Source organism: Synechococcus sp. A10-1-5-1 (assembly GCF_023115425.1).
Classification (GTDB): domain Bacteria; phylum Cyanobacteriota; class Cyanobacteriia; order PCC-6307; family Cyanobiaceae; genus Vulcanococcus.
Genome location: NZ_CP096032.1, coordinates 2,059,319 through 2,079,827, shown reverse-complemented (window position 1 = coordinate 2,079,827; position 20,509 = coordinate 2,059,319). Strand labels below are relative to the sequence as shown.

The following is a 20,509-nucleotide window of genomic DNA, read 5'->3' as shown; positions in this document are numbered from 1 at the left end:
TCACGCATGGCCGGCCACAGCCGATGGGCCCAAATCAAGCGCACCAAGGCCGTGGTGGATGCCAAGCGCGGGGCAGTCTTCACCCGGCTGGGCCGGGAAATCATGGTGGCGGCCCGCGCCGGAGCGGACCCGGCCGGCAATTTCCAGCTGCGCACCGCCATTGAAAAGGCCAAGGCAGCCCGGGTGCCCAACGCCAACATTGAGCGCGCCATCGCCAAAGGCTCCGGCCAGGGGGGGAGCGGTGCCGATCAATTTGAGGAGGTTCGCTACGAGGGCTACGGGCCGGGGGGCGTGGCCGTCCTGATCGAATCCCTGACCGACAACCGCAATCGGGCGGCCGCTGAGATTCGCCTGGCCTTCAACAAAAACGGCGGAAACCTCGGGGAGACCGGCTGCGTTGGCTACCTCTTCGAGCACCGCAGCGTCGTCCGCCTCAGCCAAGCCGACCTGCAGGAAGACAGCCTGCTCGAGCACCTGCTCAGCCTCGAGGACCAGGTCCTCAGCTACGAGATCGATGCCGACGGGGCCGAAATCATCGGCCCGTTCGAGCAGCTGGAGGCCCTCCAGGACAGCCTCCGCAGCGCAGGACTACCCGTGACCAGCTGGGAGCACCGATGGGTGGCCCAGACGCCTTGCCACCTGGAGGATCCAGAAGCCCTCGCGAGCTGCCTCAAGCTGCTCGATGCCCTCGAAGAGTTGGACGACGTGCGGAGCGTCACCTCCAACCTCGAGGCGGACGAGGCCCTGATGGAGGCCGCCCTCAGCTGAGGGCGGCAGCAGCCTCAGGGTCAGCCACGACCTCCAACTGGGGATGCCGCTGCACCCAACTGGCGGGGACCTGATCGCAGGGCGGATCCTGCAGGGTCCGCCGCAGGATCTCAGCCTTCGCGCCTCCTGTGACCACCAGCAGCAGGGAGCGGGCCCCCAGGATCTCCGCGGTCCCCAGGGTGATCGCCTGATCCGGGACGGAGGCCGGATCTCCCCCGAAGGCTCCGGCGTTCTGCTCCCGGGTCGCCGGGCTCAGGGCCAGAGCGCGGCAGGGCATCTCGGGTCCGCAGGGGGGCTCATTGAATCCCACATGGCCATTGCCCCCTAAGCCCAGCAGTTGCAAGCCGATGCCCCCTGCCCGCTGGAGCGCCTGGCGGTAGCGGAGCGCCTCCAACTGGGGGTCCGGCGCCCGGCCATCAGGGATCCGGAGGGCGCCGGGGGCAAGCTGAAGAGGGACCCCCAGCTGGGCGTCCATGAAGGCGGCAAAGGAACGCGGATCCTCAGCCCCTAAACCGACATATTCATCCAGGTTGAAGCTGCTCCACCCGGCCAACAGCGCTTGGCGCTCCTGGGCTGGCAGCTGCTGCAACTGCCGCACCAAGGCCCCATAGACCGGCAGCATCGTGCGTCCGGTGGCCAGGCCAAGGTTGCCCCTGGAGCGCAGAGCCTCCAGCAGACGGCCAGCCACAAGCTCCGCCACGGCGGCGGCATCGGCGACCAGCGTCAGGGTCATCAGCTGGCTGGTCACAAACGGGGGGCCATCGCCTGCCATGCCTCCGGCTTTGAGCCTGGCTGAGGTCGGGCCCGTCGCGCCAGGGCTCCATAGGACTCGAGCTGAACGCCTCGGTAGTAATGGCGAAGGATCGCGTCAAAACTCTCGCCCCGCTGGGCCATCGCCATTGCCCCCCACTGGCTCATGCCGATGCCATGGCCATAGCCCCGGCCGACGGCCACCAGTTGCACGGCCGCCCCTGGGAGCGGGCGGGCCTGGGGCAAGGAGAACGCCGGTAACGGCGGGGGCGGGGAAGGCCAGCCCAGGGGGGCATGGCTGGCTGTCAAACCCAAGGGTTCAACGCGGGATGGACGCGTAGGAGCCAACTCAAAGCGGACCCAGGTACTGCGCAGGCCCAGACGACTGCGGAGCTGGGCACCGCTGAGCAGGAGCTGCCCGCCGCGGCCGACCACGCGAGCCTGCTTGACCCGGCCGGTGCGCGTCGTGGAGAGAACCTCGATGGCCAGGACCTGATCGAGCTCGGGGAAAGCCCGCTTCAGCAGCGGCCCATCGAGGGCTTTGCTCCACTGATGCACCGGTGAGGCCTGGTCAAAGTCGGGGACACTGACCAGATAAGGCATCTGGCGGATCCAGAGATCCCCGCTGCTCTCGGTCGAACCACCACTACTGCTGTGGAAGACCGCATCAATCAGAGCGTTGTTGAACGTCAGGACGAGCCCCCGGGTTTGGTTCACCGCCCCCCAGGTGCTGGCGGTTTCCGCCTGAACCCCTTTGTAGACCTGGCTGGCCACGGTCGCCTTGAGGTCGAAGGCCGAGGCCGGCTTGCGGGCCTTCAGGGCATAGGTGCGGGCTGCCACCGCCTGGGCCTTCAGGGCCGCGACCGGCCAACTCGCTGGCATCTCGCTGCCAACCACGCTGGGGAGGTAGGTCTCCACAGGGACGTGATTCACCACCTGCAGCTGCGGGCCCTGGCGCCGCAGCTGCAGACGACCGCGGTAGTGGCGCTGGCCCAGCCACAGACCTGGGTCGCGATTGGATCCCTGGGCCTGGGGCACCGCCTCAAACCACAACTCCTTGTCTTGCCGCCGGGCCTCGAAGCGCAATTCGGCCCCTGGTGGCTCCAGCCCCAACTGCTGACCACGCCCATCAAGAACCCGTAGTCCACCCGAGGGCTCAGCCGCCCTCACGCGCAAGCTGGGGGCCTCCAGCACCAACACCCGCAACCAGGGCTCAGCCGCCCGCAAGGGCGCCACAGCTACGGCAGCACAGATCCCCGCCACCAAGGCGATGACTCGGGGATGGGCGCGATGCGGCATCGACCCCAAGGGGAAAGGGCAGGCCATTGTGACGAGCCCAGGCGGGCCGTGCCAGCCCCGCCATGGCACGATCAACCCAGAGAGACCGGGGAGAACACCGGCCGTGCAGGTCACCTTCCTCGGCACCAGCTCGGGAGTACCAACGCGAGCCCGCAATGTGTCGGCAGTGGCCCTGCGCTTACCGCAGCGGGCTGAGCTCTGGCTCTTTGATTGCGGCGAGGGAACCCAGCACCAATTCCTGCGCAGTGAGCTGCGGGTCAGCCAGCTGCGCCGGGTGTTCATCACCCACATGCACGGTGACCACACCTTTGGCCTGCCCGGCCTGCTGGCCAGCCTGGGGCTGGCCGGCACCTGCAGCGGCATTGACCTCTACGGACCGGATCCCTTGCGCGACTACCTCGAGGGGGTGATGCGGACCTCCTCGATGCGCATTGGCTATCCCCTGCGCAGCCATCGGGTGAAAGACGCGGCCCGCAGCGGTGCCCTGCTTCTGGATGACGACGACATCACCGTGCGCTGCACCGCGCTCATCCACCGGGTGCCGGCCTTTGCCTACCGGGTGGACCAGAAGCCCCGGCCCGGACGCTTCGATGTGGAACAAGCCAAAGCCCTAGGAATCCCACCCGGGCCGATCTACGCCGAGCTCAAGGCGGGGCGCAACGTCACCCTGGAAGACGGCCGGATCATCAACGGGGAATCCCTTTGCGGCCCCGACCGCCCCGGCTGCAGCGTCGTCTACTGCACCGACACGGTCTTCAGTGAGGCAGCGGTGGAGCTGGCTGCCGGCGCTGACCTGCTGATCCACGAGAGCACCTTCGCCCATGCCGAGGCCGAGATGGCCTTTGCCAAGCAGCACTCCACCAGCACGATGGCGGCCCAAACCGCCCTGGCCGCGGGCGTCAAGCAGCTGGCCCTGACCCATCTGAGCCCGCGCTATGTGCCGGGTAACGCGGTCACCCCGGATGACCTCTTGGCCGAAGCCCAGGCGATCTTCCCCAACACGCTCCTCGCGAAGGATTTTCTGACCCTTGAGGTCGCCCCCCAAGAGGCCTAGGCCTGCAACAGTTCGTGAGTGCCTTGGGCTCGGCCAAGCGGCGGGTCCGCCGGCCGTGATACAAGAGCTCAGGCGCGTTCTATACGCCACGTTGCCAGCTTTTTCGATGGCCTCTGTTTTCTCTTCTGCTCTCCGGTCTCTGGCCCGGCTGATGCTTCTGCCCCTAGCTCTGCTGGTGGGTCTTGCCGGCCCTGCCCAGGCCGCCCAGTGGACCGCTGAGCAGCTCACCGTTCCCGCTGATGCCGCTGGCACCTCGGTGAGCTTCAGCGAGCAGGAAGTCAACGCGGGTCGCAAGATCTTCAACGACAGCTGCGGCATCTGCCACGCCGGTGGCATCACCAAGACCAACCACAACGTGGGCCTGGATCCCGAGACCCTGGCCAACGCCACTCCGGCCCGGGACAACGTTGATGCCCTGGTGGAGTTCATGAAGGACCCCACCAGCTACGACGGCGAATACAGCATTGCTGACGTGCACCCCAGCATCCGCAGCAGCGACGTCTTCGTGAAAATGCGCGATCTCAACGATGAAGACCTGCGCCTGATGGCCGGTTTCATCCTGACGGCACCCAAAGTGCTGGGCCCCCAGTGGGGCGGCGGCAAGATCTACTTCTGATCCCGCTTCCATCCCTCTGACAGCAAAGCCCCGCCGGTTTCGGCGGGGCTTTTTTGTGGCCAGATCTCAGGAGACTGCCGGCGGGGTGAGGTTGCTGGGATCACAGGAGGTCGGCTGCTTGCTGTACCACCATTCCTGCAGGGGACTACTTAAGCGCTGGGAGAAGAGCGTGAGAACTGTCTGGGTGGGTCTTGAGCCTGGCTGGAGCAGTTCAACCGCATAGGAAGGGCAACGGCGTGCCGCCAGGTCAGGAACGAAGCGCTTACCCACCCGTCGCCAACTGGGCTCCTTGCTGCGCCAGGAGAGCCGGCAACAGGGCCAAGGCAGCTCTTCTCGATCAAACAGACGGCAGCAGGGGCCAATCACCCGAAAGCTGTACTGCGCACCAGGGCTGGTGTGCTCGCTGCCCGGCGCATAAACCTCTTGCACCTGAGGAGGGGTCGAACCCGAGGCTGAGGCAGTCACAACGGCAGGCAGGGACTAAAGACAAAAAAACCACCCCGAAGGGTGGTTCTGAGAACACAAAGAGACGGGGCGTGAACGGGCACGCCCCGAGTCGAGCTCAGTACAGCTCTTCTTCGGCGTGGGTCTTGATGGTGCAGTCGCTGGTGGGGTAAGCCACGCAGGTCAGGACGAAACCAGCTTCGATCTGGTCGTCGTCGAGGAAGCTCTGATCAGACTGGTCGACGGTGCCAGCGGTGATCTTGCCGGCGCAGGTGCTGCAAGCACCAGCACGGCAGGAGTAGGGGAGATCGATGCCCTGCTCTTCAGCGGCGTCGAGGATGTACTGATCGTCAGGAACCTCGATGGTCTTGTTGAGGCCCTCTGCCTCGCTGATGAGGGTGACCTTGTAGGAAGCCATGAAAAGGATTGGGGCTCACAGGCTCCTGGAGAAAAAATCCAGGCCCTGTAGGACGGACCCTTCCTACATCCGACAAGGGCAGTTCCTGGGGTTTCGAGGGGATCTCAAGGCGAAGCCCAATGGGAACCAAGGGCACACATCAGCGTGACTTATGCGACAAGCCCCGGTTTTGGATTTTCGTCAGGAGCGCCTGATGGTCATCAGACCCCACTGGCTCTGCTGGGCGGTGAGCTCTGCACTCCACCCCTGCTCCGCCAAAACCTCCTGCAACCTGGGGGCCTGACTCACAAGCAGCCCACTGAGGAAGCCCAGCCCCTCGGGGGACAGGACGGTGTCAAACGCTGGGCAGAGGGCTTCGATCACCGGGGCCAGGATGTTGCAGAGCAGCAGGTCGGCAGGACGCCCCTCAAGCATCTCGGCCAAGCGCTCAATGGAGCCCAGGTCCACCTGGAGCTGCTCAGCGAAACCGCTGACCACAGCGTTGTCGCGGGTGGCCCGGACCGCCAGGGGGTCCGTGTCAGCCGCAGCGACAGACGAGGTGCCCTCAAGCAGGGCGGCGATGCCCAGAATGCCGCTACCGCAGCCCAGGTCAGCCACGCGCATGGGGCTCAGGGTTCCACCTCGCTCATCGGCCAGCTGCTCGATCGCTTCCAAACAGAGCCGGGTGGTGGGATGACTGCCGGTACCAAAGGCGCTGCCGGGATCCATCCGGATGACCTGCCGATCGGCGTACTCGGGGGGAAGCTCTAGCCAGGCCGGAAGGATCAAGAGGCGCTGGCCGACCGGATCGGGTTCCCAGTGCTGCTTCCAGCTCAGGCTCCAGTCCTCGTCATCCTGTTCAAACCAGTGGATGGGCGGGAGGGTCAACCCAAAGGTGTCCGCCAGGGGCTGGAGGGCCTGCTCGAGCTGCTGGCGTTCGCTCTCCGGCCAATCGGAGGCCGGCAACCAGGCCACCAACTGCCGTTCCTGGGGGTGCTCAGGGCGGTGACGCACGGCCACCCGGGGAATCCCAAGGGTGTTGAGCTTCCAGATCAGCGATTCCTCGAGTTCTGGAAGCGCAAGCAGCTCAAGCCGCCACCAAGGCAAGGCCATCGGGGTTACAGGGTGACGGGGTGTGCCTGCTGAATGCCCTCAATGGCGTGGATCCCAGCCAGCAGATCGGCAGGCAGGGGGTCATCCAGGCTGAGCACCATCACGGCATCACCACGGACGATCCGTCGGCCCACCTGCATCGAAGCGATGTTGACGTTGTGCTCGCCCAGAACTGAGCCGATGTGGCCAATGATCCCCGGCATGTCGCGGTGACGGGTGAAGAGCATGTGCTTGCTCGGGGTCACGCTCACCGGGAACTCGTCGATGGTGGTCACCCGAAGCTCGCCATCGGCGAAGACCGCTCCGGTCACGACGTGGGTGCCGTTGGCGCCCTTGGCGCTGAGCTGCAGCGAACCACCGGCGAAGTCGCGGGCGGCGTCATCTTTGACCTCCACCACGTGAATCCCACGCTCCTTGGCCTCCAGCCCAGCGTTCACGAAGTTGATCGAATCGCCCAGGGCGGTGGAGAGCAGACCCTTCTGGGAAGCAATGACCAGAGGCTGGGCCGGGTGGTTGGCGAATTCGCCCTGCAGGCGAACCTCCAGCTCGCTGATCTGACCACCGGCCAACTGGCTCACCAGTTGACCAAGGATCTCAGCCAGCTGCAGATGGGGCTTCAGGCGCTCCATCACCTCAGCATTCAAGCCAGGGATGTTGACGGCGCTGCGGGCCGGGAGACCAAGCAGGACGTCGCGGATCTGCTCAGCCACATCAACCGCCACGTTCTCCTGGGCTTCTTCGGTGGAGGCGCCCAGGTGGGGGGTGAGGATCAGGCGCTCACTCACCTTGCGCAGGGGGCTGTCGGCGGCGAGGGGCTCCTTGGCGTAGACGTCCAGTGCGGCGCCGGCGATGACGCCGTTCTCGACCGCCTCAGCCAGGGCGGCTTCATCAATAATTCCGCCGCGGGCGCAGTTCACGATGCGGGCGGTGGGCTTCATCGTCCGCAGCAACTCCGCATTCACCAGGTTTTCGGTGTCTGGGGTGCGGGGGAGGTGGAGGCTGACGTAGTCGGCCTCAGCGAACAGCGCAGGAAGCTCCTGCAAACGCACCTGCATCTGCTGTGCCCGCTCGGCCGAGACGAAGGGGTCATAGGCCATCACGTCCATGCCCATCGCTTTGGCGACCCGGGCCACGTGGGAGCCGATCTTGCCAAGACCGACCACGCCCAACTTCTTCTTGTAGAGCTCGTTGCCGACGTATTTCTTGCGGTCCCAGCCGCCAGCCATGGTGCTGCCATGGGCGTGGGGGACGTGCCGGGAGAGCGAAAGCATGAGGGCCAAGGCATGCTCGGCCGCCGCGATGGTGTTGCCCTCGGGCGAATTCACGACCATCACGCCGCGCTTGGTGGCTGCTGGGACATCGACGTTGTCGACCCCGACGCCAGCGCGACCAATGATCCGCAGCTTGGAGGCCGCCTCAATGATGTCGGCGGTCACCGTGGTTCCTGAGCGGATCATCAAGGCGTCGTAGTCGCCAATGATCGACTTCAACTCCTCGGGCGGCAGGCCCGTTCGCACATCCACCTGAGCCACCTGGGACAGGATGTCGATCCCTGTTTGATCGATGGGATCGGATACCAGAACCTTCGTCATGACCCGGCGGGGTGGAGCGGCCGGAGGTGAAGTGTAGAGAGGGACCTTGAAGCCGCCACAACGGCGGGCCGGAGCGTGGAGAATCGGCTGGTCTGAAGCGTGACCCCGTGGGCAGCAGCGTGGTGGTGGTGCTCTCGTCGCGAAAGCGATTGCACCAGCTCAAAGAACAGTTGGCCTCCCTCAGCCCTGCCCCGGCGCGCCTGGTCGCTGTGGGTGCGGGTGAGACCGCGATGGCGGAGGTGGACGAGCTGAACCCCTCCATTGCCCGCAAACGGCGTCAAAAGGGAATGGCCACCTGGCTGATGCCCTTTGGATTCTTCGCAGGGGTGACCTTCACCTTCATCACCGACCTGGACACCTTCTCCTTTGCCGGCGAGGTGGGATCCCACCTGATTGGCGGACTGCTGGGTCTGGGTTCAGGCCTGATGGGTAGCTATGCCGCAGCAGCCAGCGTCAGCTCGGACAGCGACGACCGCATCCGCGCTCTGCGCAACCGCCTGGAGGAGGGCAACTGGCTGCTGCTTCTCGAGACCGCAACCGGCGTTGAGGTGCCCTGGACGAGGTTGCAGGAGGCCAAGCCTCAAAGCGTGGTGCGACTCAGTGACAACTAGGAGCCACGCTGATGCTGCCGCGCGATCAGTTGCTGCAAGGCTGCCGCAACCCCGAGGCCATGGGGAAGCTCATCGACCTGGCGGAGCAGGCCCTACGCACCTGGGAACCGCTGTGGAGTGACTTCCTTGCAGCCGACCTCTTGGAAGAGGCGCTTCAGCGGCTCGGAAGCCTGACCGAACTCACCCTCGCCAGCGACGGCGGCTGGCCGCAGGCGGAGCGCCGTCGGCTGCTCTTGCGTCGCGTGGAGATCAGCGATGGTGAACTCCCGGCGGCCCCACTGCAGGGGCTGGTCATCAGCGGGAACTTCCTGTTTGACCCGGCCGAACCCGCCGATGTGCGTCAAGGCCTGATCACTGCCGGAGCACAACCCGGGGACCTGGGGGACATCTGGATGCGGGGCGACCGCGGAGCCCAGCTGATCCTGCGGGGGGAGGTGGCTGAAGCCTGGCAGGGCCGAACCGCCCAGGTCCGCAGCGTTGAGGTCAGCGCTGAACCCAAGGGAATCAGCGACCTGCAGCTCCCCGCCACCCGCACCCCCAAACAGCTCAGCAGTGTGGAGGCCTCGCTTCGATTGGACGCCGTCGCGTCCGCGGGCCTTGGGGTCTCCCGCAGCAAGATGGCCGATTGGATTCGCGCTGGGGCGGTTCGGGTGAACTGGGCTGTTGTGACCAGCCCGAGCCGAGAGCTCAAACAGGGCGACAGGATCCGACTCGATGGTCGCGGTGAGCTGGAGATCCTGGACATTCAGCCCACCAAGCGGGAACGCTGGCGCCTGGCCATGCAAAGACGCTGATCCACCGACTGCTAGGTTCCTCAAGCCGAAAGGCTTCTGAGGGCGATTAGCTCAGAGGTAGAGCACTACCTTGACACGGTAGGAGTCACTGGTTCGATTCCAGTATCGCCCACTTTTCAATCGGTGCTCGAGCATCAGGCCATGCCAGTGACCGTGGTTCTCGGGCTGGGCCGATCGGGTCTCGGTGCGGCCCGTTTGCTGGCACGCCGAGGGGCCAGCGTTTTGGTGCTGGAGAGCGGCGATGGGCCCGAACATCAGCGCAAAGCCGAGGACCTGCGCGCCGAAGGGATCGTGGTCGAACTAGGCAAGGCCCTGGCACCAGAGAGCTTTGAACCGCTCGTGGCGGACTGCGCGCGGGTGATTGTCAGTCCAGGCATCCGCTGGGATCACCCCACCCTGAACTGGCTTCGGGAGCAGGGGATCCCCACGAACGGCGAGATCAGCACCGCCTGGGAGGCCAGCCGACCAATCCCCTGGATCGGCATCACCGGAACCAATGGCAAGACCACGGTCACCCACCTGGTGGCCCACCTGCTGGAGCGGGGGGGCATCGATGCACCGATGTGCGGCAACGTCGGGCACTCCGCCGCGGAGTTAGCGCTGGAGCGCTTCCAAGACGGTCAAACCACCCCCCAAGCCCTGGTGGTGGAGCTCAGCAGCTATCAGATCGAATCGGCACCGGAGCTGGCACCGGCCATCGGCCTCTGGACCACCCTGACCCCCGATCACCTTGAGCGCCACGGCACCCTCGAGAACTACCGGGCCATCAAACGGGGGCTGTTGGAGCGCTCGGCGATCCAGGTGCTGAATGCCGATGACCCCGACCTCTGCGCCCATGCCGCCTCCTGGTCGAGTGCCCGCTGGATCACGGCGGAGTCGAGGGATGCGGCCCTCAACAAAGGCATCGATCCCTGGCTCTGGGTTGAGGGGGATCAGGTCATGCAGAGCAGCGGCGCCCTGCTGGATGCAACTGCCCTGGCCATGCCTGGGGCCCATAACCGCCAGAACATGCTGATGGCTGTGGCCGTGGGCCTGGAGTTGGGCCTGAGCGGCCCATCGATGGAAGCGGCCCTGCGGGCTTTCCCCGGTGTCCCCCACCGCCTGGAGCTGATCCGCCGCCTGAATGGGGTCCAGTGGATCAACGACAGCAAAGCGACCAATTACGACGCCGCCGAAGTCGCCCTGCGGGCGGTCGAGGGTCCCCTGGTCGCTCTGGCCGGCGGGGAGGCCAAACAAGGGGATGCGAGCGCCTGGATTGCTGCACTCCAACGCAAGGCCACAGCCGTGGTGCTCTTTGGCGCCGCCCAGTCCCACTTCCAAGACCTCCTGCTCTCCGGCGAATACACAGGAGTTGTCCAATGCTGCGACGATCTAGCAGCAGCTGTTGCAGCCGCTCAGCAGCTCAGCCAAGGGGAAGACTGCCGCGCCGTGCTGCTCTCACCGGCCTGCGCCAGCTTTGATCAGTACCGCGACTTTGAAGCGCGCGGCGAGCATTTCCGCTCCCTGACCAACAGTCTCTAGGGGCCTGAACAACAGCCCTACACTCGCGGCCAACGGGACGAGCAGCCTTGGCCTACTGGCTGATGAAGAGCGAACCGGATGTCTACGGCATCCAGCATCTCCAGGCGGAGGTCACAACGCTCTGGGATGGCATTCGCAACTATCAAGCGCGCAATTTCATGCGCTCGATGTCCATCGGTGATCGTGCTTTCTTCTATCACTCCAATGCCAAACCGCCGGGCATTGTCGGAATGATGGAAGTGATTGAGACCGGGATCACTGACCCCTCTCAATTCGATCCAGAGAACAAATACTTCGACCCCAAATCCAAACCGGAAGCACCCCGCTGGGACTGTGTTCGCCTGAAGTACGTCGGCACATTTGGCTCCCTGTTGAGCCTGGATGACCTGCGGGAGCAGTTCAGTGTTGAGGAGCTGCCGGTGGTGCGGCAAGGCAATCGCCTCTCGATCCTGCCGGTTCCCGAGCCCAGCGCAGAGCGACTCTTGGCCCTCCTCGGTCCCCTTTGAAGCAACCCCAGATCCAACCGGGGCGAGCCTTGCTCGACAGCCTCAGCCAGCTGAGGGCTCACCCGCGGGTTGTTCTGGGATTTACGGCCAGCCTATTTGGCCTGCACCTGCTCGGCTGGACCGTGTTTGGTCTGGGGGATGGCGTCGGCAACGCCGTCTTCGCGGTGTTCCTGTACTTGATCGGGATCGTCCTCTATGCCATCAGCCTGATCTGGCTGATCGATGGCCTCACCAGAGCGGGGCTGGACCTCAGTCGCGGCCTGGCACCCCAGGCCAGCTCCCTCTTCCGTTGGCACGGAGCCTGCAGCTGGCACATCACCCGAGGGGTCCTGCGCCTCACCGCAGCCCTCAGCCTGATCGTGCTGATCAGCTTTTTGGGTTGGTCCTTCCTGCTGCTGGTGGCGCAGCCCCTGGCTCCGCTCCCCCTCGTGATTGGTGTTGTCCTGGGGGGTGGACTGGCCCTCAGCCAACTGTTCAATGCCTGTCTGGTGGTGGCTGAAGGGCTTGGGGCCACCAAGGCCTTTCGAGCCGGCTTCGTGCTGCTCGAGCACCAGGGGCCTGGATTGATCGCCCTAGCGGGGGTTCTGCTCGCCATCACCGGGCTTCCCTTCGCCTTGGGCCTGTTGGGCGAACTGCTCTGGGATGGCTCAGGCCTGCTGATCACCTGCGTGGTGGTCGTGCCCTCCCTCTGTCTGATGGCCACGACCGTGACCAACAGCTACGTCCAGTGGCGCCGGATCAGGCGAGGGGCTCGGTGAAGCGCGATTGCTGCGGGAAGAGGTTGGCCAGATAGCAACGGGTGATCTCGCGGGTCTGCACCCCGTTCTGCACCAGGAAACCCGCCAGAGCGGCCTGGAAGAGGCGGTACTGGTCCCAATTGGGGTGGGCCTCAATGAAGCCCTGCATGGACTGAAGCAGGGGCTCGGGAACCTCAGCGCACATGCTCACCGTGCCAGTTGCTTCCATGCCGTTCCTGCGGTCGATGAGCACTAGTTCCCCACAACACGAGGGAACGGTCAACAGCGCCCTGACGGGGGTATTCCCAGGCGTTCTCAGGCCTAGATCCCTGCCGCCAGAGGGGGTTCAGCCCCGTCCATGGACGCCTGGGGGACGTCGCTGCGGGGGCCCCCAGGGCTTGTCAACAGGCCTTGCCGATTCCACTCCCGTTCTCCCCAGGCCACCGCGGTCACTGCCCGCTCTCGTGCTTGGGCTGTGGAAAAACCGTGCAAAACCCTGGGGAAGACGCGCGCGCGCCTGGGAGAAAAACGCTGATCAGCAGTCCTGATCAGAGCGATGATCTCATTAGCAATCTCACCCCAAACGCCATGGCCATCGCCCTGTTTGGAACCGGCCTCCTGGGGGGAGCCATCGCCAGTCGCCTACTGGAGGGTGATCAGGAGCTCTGGGTCTGGAACCGAACACCAGAGCGCTGCCAACCCTTGATTCAGGCCGGGGCCCGGAGTGCCTCCACACCCCAGGAGGTCGCCGGGCAGGCGGACTGGTTGATCACGGTGCTCAGCGATGGACCCAGCACCCAGGCGCTGCTCCTGGAAGAGCTGGACCAGCAGCTGGCCGGGCGTTGCGTGATTCAGATGGCCACGATCGCTCCCGAACAGAGCCAGGCCTTGGCCGCCGAAGTGGAAGCACGGGGCGGTCGCTACCTGGAAGCCCCAGTCCTGGGGAGCAAACCGGAGGCCCTTGTCGGTCGCCTGCAGCTGATGGCGGGTGGCCAGCCAGAGGTCTTTGCCGCGGCCGCACCGATCCTGAACCAGCTCAGCGAAGCCCCTCGGCGACTCGGGGCGGTCGGCAGTGCCATGGCCTGCAAGTTGGCTCTCAACCAGCTGATCGCCAGCCTCACCCATGCGTTCAGCCTCTCGCTGCATCTGGTGCAGAACAGAGGAGTTGAGGTGGAGAGCTTCATGGAGATCCTCAGGGGGAGCGCCCTCTATGCACCGACCTTCGACAAGAAATTGGAGCGGGAACTCCAGGGCGACTACGGCAACCCCAATTTCCCCACGGCCCACCTGCGCAAGGATCTGGCGCTTTTCCTGGAGACCTCCCAAGCCACGGGGCTCAACAGCGAAGGGCTTGAGGGACTACTGCGCCTGCTGCAACGGGCCACTGGAGCCGGACTGGATGGACTGGATTACTGCGCCCTGCACGCCCTCACGGCTGGCCATGGAGCTGCGCCAGAGCCGCAGTAAAGCCGGCGGCGGCCTCACGGCTCCAGCTGCCCTCGATCGCCCGCTGCCCGGACTCCGGGCTGAGCATCACCCGCAGGGTCCAGCCCTGGCGATCGCCATCGAGGCAGATCCACCAGCCCTCCCGCTCGAGTTCCAGTTCGATCGCCTCTTCGGGCATCAACTGATCGATCAACTGACGGTGCTGGGCGATCAGATCGCTGAGGCCATCCCGGAGGCTGAAGGCTTCAGCTTCATTGAGCTCGGCCGCCCAGCCTTCACCACCAATCAGCACTGAAAAAGGGTGACGGCCGGCATCCCAAGCCAACCGCCACCCTTCTCCTTCACGCTGAATCAAGGTCACCCTCCAACAGGGGTGGGAACCAAGGCTGGGGCCTAGCCGGGCAGCAGGTCAGGCTGATCCTGCTCGTCGCTCAGCTCGATGATGGCCCGCTGCACGGGCTTGACCATCGAATCCTCCAGCAGTCCGTCGAAATCATCGAATCGGCGCTGCTTGGCGCGGAAAGCAATGCGAACGGTGGTCAGGTAGCGGTTGCTGGAATGCCGGACGAGATTCTCAGCGCGCTGCGCGAGCTCTTTGGGGCTGACGTTGACGCCGAGATACATGCACTATTCGCCGATGTACTCATCGTAGGTCAGCAGACTGCTGGGCAAGGGAACGCTGACGGGAAAGACCATTGGCTCCTCACCTGCCACCACCAAACGAATCTCCCGAGCCAACTGCAGCGCCTCAAGCGGCGGCCTGAGCAGATCGATGACGCCGCACACCATGGCGCGGTGGGCAAGATCCCTGCACTCGATCCGCAAGGAACCCCAACCACGGGACAGCCGCGCGGCCAGCAAGGGATCCAAGCGACGCGCCTGCTCGGGGTCCTCCCGATAGAACGACCACAGGGCAACAGCAACCCGCTCCATGATCCAAGACAAGTCCCGCTTGTCTCACCATGAAGTCTGGTTTTGCGTCACCCTCATAGACGGCAGTTTCCCTTCAGCTTTGGCCAATGGCCGGCACCCTTGCCATTGACCTCGGCAGCACCACCACGGTGGTGGCCCATCAAGGCGCCAGCGATCAGGCCGCCCGCCTTCTGCCCCTGCCGCCCTTCAGCAGCGCGGATCCCGTGGCCATCCCCAGCCTGATCTGGCTGACCGAGCGGGACGCCAGTCAGCCCCTGATTGGTCGGCAAGTCGTTGAAGGGGGCTTCCTGGAATGCGAAGGGCCCCAACTGCAGCGGGATTTCAAACGCCTCATTGCCCAACCCAGCAGCGAGGCCAATCACAGTTGGCTCACGCCGGAACAAAGCGGACGCTTGCTGCTCGAGCAGATCTGGTCCCATCTGCCGGAGGATCTCGCACCGGATCGCCTGGTGCTGACCGCCCCGATTGATGGCTATCGGGGCTACCGCCAATGGCTGCTGGAGGCCGTCGAGGCCATGGACGTCCCGGATGTGGCCTTGGTCGATGAACCCACCGCTGCGGCCATCGGCGCGGGCCTTGCCCCAGGCAGCCGCGTCCTGGTGGTCGATGTCGGAGGGGGGACCACCGATCTATCGCTGGTGGCGCTTCCCGGGGGCGAAGGACGGGCCGCCCCCATCGCCCAATTGCTGCGCTTTGGCGGGCGCAACCTCAACAGCAGCCAGCAAACGCTGCGGACCGCAGAGGTCCTGGGAAAAGCCGGGCTGGCGATCGGTGGACGCGATCTGGACCACTGGATCGCCGCTCACCTCTGCCCTGACCTGCCCCATCCGCCACGGGGACTGCTGCAGGTCTGCGAACGGCTCAAATGCGAGCTCAGCGCTCAGGAGGAAGCCCTCGCCCTTTGGACCCCCGCGGGAGTATCCAACGCGATCCCCCTGCGCCTGCAGCGAGCGGACCTCGAACAATTGCTGGAGGACCAAGGGCTCTTGAGCCTGCTGGATGAACTGCTGGAGACCGTCCTGGCCGCCGCCCGGGCCGCGGGCGTCCAAAGCGAGGACATCGACGCGATCCTGCCGGTTGGTGGCAGTGCCCAGATCCCTCTGATTCGCCAGTGGCTCCAGCAGCGACTCCCGGGCACGCCCCTGCGGGGGAGTCGTCCCGTTGAAGCCGTCGCCCTGGGGGCCTTGAGCCTGACCCCCGGAGTTCGCATCAAAGACGTCCTCAGCCAAGGGGTCTCCCTGCGCTGCTGGGATCAGCGCAGCGCGGAACACCGCTGGCACCCCCTCTTTATGGCTGGTCAGAGCTGGCCGATCGAGCAACCTCTCGTGATACGCCTCTCCTGCAGCGAAGCGGAACAGAACGCCTTGGAGTTGGTGCTCGGAGAGCCCCAGGCGGAAGAGCGCAGCGAGGTGGTCTTTGTCGATGGCCTCCCGGTTCTGCGCCGCAAAAGCGCAGGAGCCGCCAGGGTCAAAGCCTGGGCGCAAACACCGATCCAGATCCCCCTGACCCCCTGCGGCACCCCGGGGGAGGACCGCATGGAGCTGCGGTTCTGGATTGATTCGGCCTGTCACTTGCAAGTCGAAAGCCTGGATCTGCAAACCCAGACCCGCCAGAGCGCCATGGATTTGGGGGCCATCCGCTAGGCCGGCTCGAGCTCTGCCCCTGGCCGCGTGATCACTGGGAGGCAGCTCCATAGAACGGAGCTGGATTCCTGACGCGCCTCTTGGCCATCCGCCGACACCGGCTTCCGCGTTTTTGGCTGGTGCTCACCTTGGGCTTGGTGGCATCTGGGGTCGGCGCGGCCTACTGGTGGGAGAAACAACTCCCGGCACGCCTCGAGCAAGCCTCCAAGGCGGGGCGTTTGGATGACTGCCTGCTCTATGGCGAGCAGCTCTTGGCCCTGCGCTGGCTCGGAGGCCAGGCACCGTTGGAACTCAGCCACTGCCGGCGGCTCAAAGCCGAGCAGCTCTGGCAATCACAACGCCAAGCCCAGGCGCTTCAACTGCAGCGCCTACTGGTCAATTCCGGCAACAGCACCCCAGAGGACCAACAGCGCCTACTGGCTTGGCAGAAGCAACTCGAAAACGAAGCCCTTGGCCTCTATCGCCGCGGTCAACTGGATCAGGCCTTAGAGGTCCTGAAGAGCCTGAATGCCGACCAGAACCCCCAAGGCACAGCAGTTGGCGATCAACTGCGGGAGGACTGGAGCCGCAACCGTTTCCAAAAGGACCGAGCCGCCCGGCTCATCCCTCAAGAGCGCTGGTGGGAAGCGCTTGACGCCCTCAATCGCATCGAGCACCCCTGGTGGCGCGAACGCACCCAAGGGCTGCGGAAACAGGTCGAAGCAGGGATCGAGGGGCTCCGCAAGCGTGACCATGGTGACCACGACTCCCATCGCGGCCTGGGCTCCAACGTTCCCGAGGCGCAGCTCAACCGCCTGGTGAGTCAAAAGCTGAAGCAGGGACTGGATGACTGGCAAGCCTTCAGCCAGGCCTGCTCGGAATTAGGGGGAGAGGTCGTTGAAGACGGTCCCGAAACGGCCTGCAGGCGTTAATCACGCGTGACAGGATGGCCCCACTTCAGCGGCCCTCTTCATGCAGGCAGGAGATCAAGTCACGGTCAGCCAGAGCGTTGTGGTCTTCCACCACCCTCAGCACCGCGGCCAGGCCTTCGATCTCAAGGGCCAGCAGGGCGAAGTCTTCCAGGTGCTGAACGATTACAAGGGCCGCACCATCAGCCCGACCATGCCCGTGATCGTGGCCTTCGGGAAGTTCCGCGCCCACTTCCGCGCCGACGAACTCGAGGCGGTGGCCTGAGGGTCAGTCCTCGGGCTCCCCTTTCAACAGGAACACCCCTTCCTCCCCATCGATGCCCTTGAGGCAAAGAGCAATGAGCTCCTGCCGATTCGTGGGAACCACCCGACCGCAGAAGTCGGGCTGAATCGGTAACTCCCTGTGACCGCGATCCACCATCGCCAGCAGTGAGACGCGGCGGGGACGCCCCCAGGCCTGCAGCGCCTCCAGGGCGGCCCGCACGGTGCGCCCCGTGAAGACCACGTCGTCGACCAGCAGCACCTCTTTGCCATCGAGGCTGGAGGGCAAAGAGGTGGGTGCCACCAGGCGGGTGCCCACCCGATCCAGGTCATCCCGGTGAAAGGTGGGATCGACACTGCCGCAGTCCACAGGATGGCCCGCGAGCTGCTCGAGCAATTGGGCCAGGACCTCAGCCAAGGCCACCCCCCGGGTGGGAATCCCCAACAGCACCAGATCGCGGCTGTCATCGACGCTCTCCAATACCTGGGAGGCCAGACGATTCAGGGTCCTTCCCAACTCAACCGCGGACAAGATTTCAACGCGATCGACTGCCATGGGATTGAGAGGGGCGAGCGACGGTATGGACAACCCCTGGTGTAGCCAAAAGCTGACGCAACCATGCTGGGGACTGGCTCAGCGCAAGGCAAGAGGTAGGTTGGATCTATCTGGTCGTGCAGGGAAAGGCGGGGTTTTATCGGGTGACAGTCATACCGTCCACCGAATCGGGCTCGCACAAAGCGGCGTCACCAGGCGCCGGTCCTTCAGGTTCCTCCCAGAAGGGTGCGATTGCCCCGGTTGTGCTGTGCATCCTGGACGGATGGGGCTACCGCCACGACGACATCCATAACGCTATCCGGGCTGCGCAAACGCCGGTCATGGATGCCCTCTGGCATGCCTATCCCCACACCCTGATCGAAGCCAGCGGCGCCGAAGTCGGCCTGCCGGACGAGCAGATGGGGAATTCGGAAGTCGGACACCTGACCATTGGGGCCGGACGGATTATTCGCCAGGAGTTGGTCCGCATTAGCCAGGCCGTTCGCGACGGCAGCATCGCTGAGAATGCTGAACTCAATGCCCTGGCCTATCAGCTACGGAGCAGCGGCAAGACACTGCACCTGATCGGACTGTGTTCCGACGGCGGGGTCCACAGCCACATCGATCACCTGGGCGGCCTGCTGCAATGGGCCAAAGCCCGCGGCCTCAAGGAGGTCTGCATTCACGCCATCACCGATGGCCGCGACACGCCTCCCCAGAGCGCTGAGCCGTTCCTCAACACGATCGAAGCCCAGATCGAAAAAGCGGGTATTGGCCGGATCAGCACCCTCTGCGGGCGTTATTGGGCCATGGACCGTGACAGCCGTTGGGAGCGAACTGAAAAGGCCTACCGCCTGCTCACCGAAGACACTGAGATCACCGAGCAATCGCCCCAGGAGGTGCTCCGCGCGTCCTACGGCGATGAGATCTACGACGAATTCCTCGAACCCACCCGCCTAGCCCAGGGAGCGATCCAGTCCGGGGACGGCCTGGTGGTGTTCAATTTTCGCCCCGACCGGGTCCGCCAGTTGGTCAAAGCCCTGGTGCTCGATGACTTCGATGGGTTTGAGCGGACCTTCATTCCCGACCTCAACGTCGTCACCTTCACCCAGTACGAAGCGGGACTACCGGTGAGCGTGGCCTTCCCACCCGAGTCCCTTGATGGACTGCTGGGTCAGGTGGTCTCGGAGGCCGGCCTGCGTCAGTTCCGGACCGCCGAAACCGAGAAATATCCCCACGTCACCTATTTCATGAACGGTGGCATCGAGCAGCCCTACCCCGGAGAAGACCGCCACCTGGTCCCCTCGCCGCGGGTCGCCACCTACGACCAGGCCCCGGCGATGTCAGCGGAACAGCTGACCGACAACTGCATCTCCGCCATCAACAAGGGGATCTATTCCCTGGTGGTGATCAACTATGCCAACCCCGACATGGTCGGCCACACCGGCGCGATGGAGGCCACCGTGGAAGCCATCGGTGCCGTCGACCAGAGCGTCGGCCGCCTGCTGGAGGCCACCAACCGCATGGGCGGCACCCTGATCGTCACCGCGGACCACGGCAATGCCGAGCTGATGGAAGGCCCCGATGGCCTGCCCTGGACCGCCCACACCACCAACCCCGTGCCGGTGATCTTGGTGGAGGGTGAAAAGCGCAAGATCCCTGGCCATGGCACCGCCGTGGAACTGCGCAGTGGCGGTGGACTGGCCGATGTGGCCCCGACCCTGTTGGAGATCCTGGGGTTGGAGCAGCCAAGCCGGATGACTGGCACCTCCTTGATCACACCCCTGGGTAGCCCATCTCAGCCCAGCCGCATCCCTCAGACCCTCGGCGTCTAGTCACTGCCTAGGCTGCATCGATGATTCAAACCTCCCTCACCTGGATCTGGCTCAGCAGTGGTGCACTGCTGGTCATCACCGTGCTCCTTCACAGCCCCAAGGGTGATGGCATGGGGGGACTGGCCTCGAGCGGCAGTTCCATGTTCAGCAGCGCGCGCAGCGCTGAGGCAACCCTGAATCGCATCACCTGGACCCTGCTGGCGATCTTCATGGGACTGGCCACGGCCCTCAGTGCCGGCTGGTTCAAAGGCCTCTAAATCCATGACACGACGGGGACTGCTCGCCTCCTTGGCCCTTCTGGTGGGCGGCAAACCAGCGGAAGCGGCCGCCAAAGCCGGTGATCCGCAGTGGCAACTCAGCGACGCCCAGTGGAAACAACGCCTGTCGCCAGCGGCCTATCAGGTCTTGCGACAAGAGGGCACCGAGCGCCCTTTCTCCAGCCCCCTGAACGATGAAAAACGCGCCGGCGTGTTCCACTGCGCCGGCTGCGATCTTCCGCTGTTCAGCTCCAAGGCGAAATACGACAGCGGCACCGGCTGGCCCAGCTTCTGGGAGCCGCTGGCCAATGCCATCGGCACCAGCGTCGATTTCAAGTTGATCGTGCCCCGCACGGAATACCACTGCCAGCGCTGCGGCGGCCATCAAGGCCACGTCTTCAATGACGGCCCTCGCCCCACCGGCAAGCGCTACTGCAACAACGGCGTGGCACTGAGCTTTAAGGCCAACGCCTAAACCCAGACAGCAAG

General features: G+C 64.9%; 26 protein-coding genes and 1 tRNA gene. 16 read left to right on the top strand and 11 right to left on the bottom strand.

Going from position 1 to position 20,509, the window contains the following annotated elements; genetic code table 11:
- Positions 1-6: 6 nt before the first annotated feature.
- On the top strand, positions 7-768 hold the full coding sequence (locus MY494_RS11140) for a YebC/PmpR family DNA-binding transcriptional regulator (RefSeq protein WP_247910308.1): 762 nt from the start codon (positions 7-9) through the stop codon (positions 766-768).
- Here the strand turns inward: MY494_RS11140 and MY494_RS11135 are convergent.
- A complete protein-coding gene (locus tag MY494_RS11135; protein WP_247910307.1) occupies positions 761-1,540 on the bottom strand; it encodes a glucosamine-6-phosphate deaminase in 780 nt (259 codons plus the stop codon). The two genes, MY494_RS11140 and MY494_RS11135, sit on opposite strands and share 8 nt — an antisense overlap.
- Positions 1,513-2,817 (bottom strand): SpoIID/LytB domain-containing protein, encoded by a 1,305-nt coding sequence (locus tag MY494_RS11130; RefSeq protein WP_247910306.1) that lies wholly within the window; start codon positions 2,815-2,817, stop codon positions 1,513-1,515. Before MY494_RS11130 ends, MY494_RS11135 begins: the two co-directional genes overlap by 28 nt.
- Positions 2,818-2,920: 103 nt before the next feature.
- Here MY494_RS11130 and rnz point away from each other — a divergent pair, with 103 nt between their 5' ends.
- Together rnz and psbV are read left to right on the top strand one after the other, a co-directional pair.
- Positions 2,921-3,871 carry a ribonuclease Z gene (rnz, locus tag MY494_RS11125; protein WP_247910305.1) on the top strand — a complete coding sequence of 317 codons (951 nt, stop codon included), beginning with the start codon at positions 2,921-2,923 and terminating at the stop codon, positions 3,869-3,871.
- A 106-nt stretch (positions 3,872-3,977) separates the two neighbouring features.
- Positions 3,978-4,487, top strand: a complete 510-nt coding sequence (gene psbV / locus MY494_RS11120; protein ID WP_247910304.1) for a photosystem II cytochrome c-550 — start codon at positions 3,978-3,980, stop codon at positions 4,485-4,487.
- A gap of 66 nt (positions 4,488-4,553) precedes the next feature.
- Here the strand turns inward: psbV and MY494_RS11115 are convergent, their stop codons facing one another.
- From MY494_RS11115 to serA, 4 genes are all read right to left on the bottom strand, one after another.
- On the bottom strand, positions 4,554-4,916 hold the full coding sequence (locus MY494_RS11115; protein ID WP_247910303.1) for a hypothetical protein: 363 nt from the start codon (positions 4,914-4,916) through the stop codon (positions 4,554-4,556).
- Positions 4,917-5,049: 133 nt separating this feature from the next.
- Positions 5,050-5,349 (bottom strand): ferredoxin, encoded by a 300-nt coding sequence (locus MY494_RS11110; RefSeq protein ID WP_010310832.1) that lies wholly within the window; start codon positions 5,347-5,349, stop codon positions 5,050-5,052.
- A 180-nt stretch (positions 5,350-5,529) separates the two neighbouring features.
- Positions 5,530-6,441, bottom strand: a complete 912-nt coding sequence (gene prmA, locus MY494_RS11105) for a 50S ribosomal protein L11 methyltransferase (RefSeq protein ID WP_247910302.1) — start codon at positions 6,439-6,441, stop codon at positions 5,530-5,532.
- A 5-nt stretch (positions 6,442-6,446) separates the two neighbouring features.
- Complete coding sequence (gene serA / locus MY494_RS11100) at positions 6,447-8,033, bottom strand: phosphoglycerate dehydrogenase (protein ID WP_247910301.1); 1,587 nt, start codon at positions 8,031-8,033, stop codon at positions 6,447-6,449.
- Between the two features lie 107 nt (positions 8,034-8,140).
- On the opposite strand from serA, the gene MY494_RS11095 reads away from it, so the two are divergent.
- The 6 genes from MY494_RS11095 (at position 8,141) to MY494_RS11070 (ending at position 12,223) form a co-directional block, all read left to right on the top strand.
- On the top strand, positions 8,141-8,644 hold the full coding sequence (locus MY494_RS11095) for a hypothetical protein (protein WP_247910300.1): 504 nt from the start codon (positions 8,141-8,143) through the stop codon (positions 8,642-8,644).
- An 11-nt stretch (positions 8,645-8,655) separates the two neighbouring features.
- Positions 8,656-9,438: a photosystem II S4 domain protein gene (locus MY494_RS11090; protein WP_247910299.1), complete on the top strand. Its 783-nt coding sequence runs from the start codon at positions 8,656-8,658 to the stop codon at positions 9,436-9,438.
- A gap of 40 nt (positions 9,439-9,478) precedes the next feature.
- Positions 9,479-9,550: transfer RNA gene (locus MY494_RS11085), tRNA-Val, on the top strand.
- Between the two features lie 29 nt (positions 9,551-9,579).
- Complete coding sequence (gene murD / locus MY494_RS11080; protein WP_247910298.1) at positions 9,580-10,959, top strand: UDP-N-acetylmuramoyl-L-alanine--D-glutamate ligase; 1,380 nt, start codon at positions 9,580-9,582, stop codon at positions 10,957-10,959.
- Between the two features lie 47 nt (positions 10,960-11,006).
- Complete coding sequence (locus MY494_RS11075; RefSeq protein ID WP_247910297.1) at positions 11,007-11,465, top strand: EVE domain-containing protein; 459 nt, start codon at positions 11,007-11,009, stop codon at positions 11,463-11,465.
- A 29-nt stretch (positions 11,466-11,494) separates the two neighbouring features.
- The gene (locus MY494_RS11070) at positions 11,495-12,223 is read left to right on the top strand and encodes a hypothetical protein (RefSeq protein ID WP_247910296.1); all 729 of its coding nucleotides are present in this window, start codon (positions 11,495-11,497) and stop codon (positions 12,221-12,223) included.
- Here the strand turns inward: MY494_RS11070 and MY494_RS11065 are convergent.
- Positions 12,204-12,431, bottom strand: coding sequence for a DUF2811 domain-containing protein (locus tag MY494_RS11065; RefSeq protein WP_247910295.1), 228 nt, complete (start codon positions 12,429-12,431; stop codon positions 12,204-12,206). The genes MY494_RS11070 and MY494_RS11065 overlap by 20 nt on opposite strands.
- Before the next feature lie 359 nt (positions 12,432-12,790).
- On the opposite strand from MY494_RS11065, the gene MY494_RS11060 reads away from it, so the two are divergent.
- On the top strand, positions 12,791-13,669 hold the full coding sequence (locus tag MY494_RS11060; protein WP_247910294.1) for an NAD(P)-dependent oxidoreductase: 879 nt from the start codon (positions 12,791-12,793) through the stop codon (positions 13,667-13,669).
- Here the strand turns inward: MY494_RS11060 and MY494_RS11055 are convergent.
- Genes MY494_RS11055 through MY494_RS11045 form a run of 3 tightly spaced genes read right to left on the bottom strand, consistent with a single transcriptional unit; the run spans position 13,632 to position 14,581 of the window.
- Positions 13,632-14,009, bottom strand: a complete 378-nt coding sequence (locus MY494_RS11055) for a DUF1818 family protein (RefSeq protein ID WP_371820601.1) — start codon at positions 14,007-14,009, stop codon at positions 13,632-13,634. The two genes, MY494_RS11060 and MY494_RS11055, sit on opposite strands and share 38 nt — an antisense overlap.
- 32 nt (positions 14,010-14,041) lie before the next feature.
- A complete protein-coding gene (locus tag MY494_RS11050; RefSeq protein ID WP_185187021.1) occupies positions 14,042-14,272 on the bottom strand; it encodes a DNA-directed RNA polymerase subunit omega in 231 nt (76 codons plus the stop codon).
- 3 nt (positions 14,273-14,275) lie between these two features.
- A complete protein-coding gene (locus MY494_RS11045; protein ID WP_247910293.1) occupies positions 14,276-14,581 on the bottom strand; it encodes a hypothetical protein in 306 nt (101 codons plus the stop codon).
- 86 nt (positions 14,582-14,667) lie between these two features.
- Between MY494_RS11045 and MY494_RS11040 the strand changes: the two genes are divergently transcribed.
- The 3 genes from MY494_RS11040 (at position 14,668) to MY494_RS11030 (ending at position 17,397) form a co-directional block, all read left to right on the top strand.
- Positions 14,668-16,224, top strand: coding sequence for an Hsp70 family protein (locus MY494_RS11040; protein ID WP_247910292.1), 1,557 nt, complete (start codon positions 14,668-14,670; stop codon positions 16,222-16,224).
- Positions 16,225-16,304: 80 nt separating this feature from the next.
- Positions 16,305-17,135, top strand: a complete 831-nt coding sequence (locus MY494_RS11035; RefSeq protein ID WP_247910291.1) for a hypothetical protein — start codon at positions 16,305-16,307, stop codon at positions 17,133-17,135.
- Between the two features lie 40 nt (positions 17,136-17,175).
- Positions 17,176-17,397, top strand: coding sequence for a ferredoxin-thioredoxin reductase variable chain (locus tag MY494_RS11030; RefSeq protein ID WP_010315371.1), 222 nt, complete (start codon positions 17,176-17,178; stop codon positions 17,395-17,397).
- Between the two features lie 3 nt (positions 17,398-17,400).
- Here the strand turns inward: MY494_RS11030 and pyrR are convergent, their stop codons facing one another.
- Entirely contained in the window at positions 17,401-17,949 is a 549-nt protein-coding gene (gene pyrR / locus MY494_RS11025) for a bifunctional pyr operon transcriptional regulator/uracil phosphoribosyltransferase PyrR (protein ID WP_247910290.1), read from the bottom strand.
- 242 nt (positions 17,950-18,191) lie between these two features.
- Here pyrR and gpmI point away from each other — a divergent pair, with 242 nt between their 5' ends.
- From gpmI to msrB, 3 genes are read left to right on the top strand one after another with little or no spacing between them, the layout of a single operon-like run.
- Positions 18,192-19,763, top strand: a complete 1,572-nt coding sequence (gene gpmI, locus MY494_RS11020; protein ID WP_247910289.1) for a 2,3-bisphosphoglycerate-independent phosphoglycerate mutase — start codon at positions 18,192-18,194, stop codon at positions 19,761-19,763.
- A 20-nt stretch (positions 19,764-19,783) separates the two neighbouring features.
- Entirely contained in the window at positions 19,784-20,020 is a 237-nt protein-coding gene (gene secG, locus MY494_RS11015; RefSeq protein WP_247910288.1) for a preprotein translocase subunit SecG, read from the top strand.
- Between the two features lie 4 nt (positions 20,021-20,024).
- Positions 20,025-20,495, top strand: a complete 471-nt coding sequence (gene msrB, locus MY494_RS11010) for a peptide-methionine (R)-S-oxide reductase MsrB (RefSeq protein WP_247910287.1) — start codon at positions 20,025-20,027, stop codon at positions 20,493-20,495.
- Positions 20,496-20,509 lie beyond the last annotated feature (14 nt).

What these genes read in the sequence shown, in the direction of transcription:
- MY494_RS11050 (WP_185187021.1), bottom strand. Translation starts at nt 14,272, where the DNA reads ATGTATCTCGGCGTCAACGTCAGCCCCAAAGAGCTCGCGCAGCGCGCT.
- MY494_RS11045 (WP_247910293.1), bottom strand. Translation starts at nt 14,581, where the DNA reads ATGGAGCGGGTTGCTGTTGCCCTGTGGTCGTTCTATCGGGAGGACCCC.
- MY494_RS11040 (WP_247910292.1), top strand. Translation starts at nt 14,668, where the DNA reads ATGGCCGGCACCCTTGCCATTGACCTCGGCAGCACCACCACGGTGGTG.
- MY494_RS11130 (WP_247910306.1), bottom strand. Translation starts at nt 2,817, where the DNA reads ATGCCGCATCGCGCCCATCCCCGAGTCATCGCCTTGGTGGCGGGGATC.
- MY494_RS11065 (WP_247910295.1), bottom strand. Translation starts at nt 12,431, where the DNA reads ATGGAAGCAACTGGCACGGTGAGCATGTGCGCTGAGGTTCCCGAGCCC.
- MY494_RS11135 (WP_247910307.1), bottom strand. Translation starts at nt 1,540, where the DNA reads ATGGCAGGCGATGGCCCCCCGTTTGTGACCAGCCAGCTGATGACCCTG.
- MY494_RS11140 (WP_247910308.1), top strand. Translation starts at nt 7, where the DNA reads ATGGCCGGCCACAGCCGATGGGCCCAAATCAAGCGCACCAAGGCCGTG.
- MY494_RS11030 (WP_010315371.1), top strand. Translation starts at nt 17,176, where the DNA reads ATGCAGGCAGGAGATCAAGTCACGGTCAGCCAGAGCGTTGTGGTCTTC.
- msrB (WP_247910287.1), top strand. Translation starts at nt 20,025, where the DNA reads ATGACACGACGGGGACTGCTCGCCTCCTTGGCCCTTCTGGTGGGCGGC.
- prmA (WP_247910302.1), bottom strand. Translation starts at nt 6,441, where the DNA reads ATGGCCTTGCCTTGGTGGCGGCTTGAGCTGCTTGCGCTTCCAGAACTC.
- MY494_RS11090 (WP_247910299.1), top strand. Translation starts at nt 8,656, where the DNA reads ATGCTGCCGCGCGATCAGTTGCTGCAAGGCTGCCGCAACCCCGAGGCC.
- murD (WP_247910298.1), top strand. Translation starts at nt 9,580, where the DNA reads ATGCCAGTGACCGTGGTTCTCGGGCTGGGCCGATCGGGTCTCGGTGCG.
- secG (WP_247910288.1), top strand. Translation starts at nt 19,784, where the DNA reads ATGATTCAAACCTCCCTCACCTGGATCTGGCTCAGCAGTGGTGCACTG.
- serA (WP_247910301.1), bottom strand. Translation starts at nt 8,033, where the DNA reads ATGACGAAGGTTCTGGTATCCGATCCCATCGATCAAACAGGGATCGAC.
- psbV (WP_247910304.1), top strand. Translation starts at nt 3,978, where the DNA reads ATGGCCTCTGTTTTCTCTTCTGCTCTCCGGTCTCTGGCCCGGCTGATG.
- MY494_RS11060 (WP_247910294.1), top strand. Translation starts at nt 12,791, where the DNA reads ATGGCCATCGCCCTGTTTGGAACCGGCCTCCTGGGGGGAGCCATCGCC.
- MY494_RS11110 (WP_010310832.1), bottom strand. Translation starts at nt 5,349, where the DNA reads ATGGCTTCCTACAAGGTCACCCTCATCAGCGAGGCAGAGGGCCTCAAC.
- pyrR (WP_247910290.1), bottom strand. Translation starts at nt 17,949, where the DNA reads ATGGCAGTCGATCGCGTTGAAATCTTGTCCGCGGTTGAGTTGGGAAGG.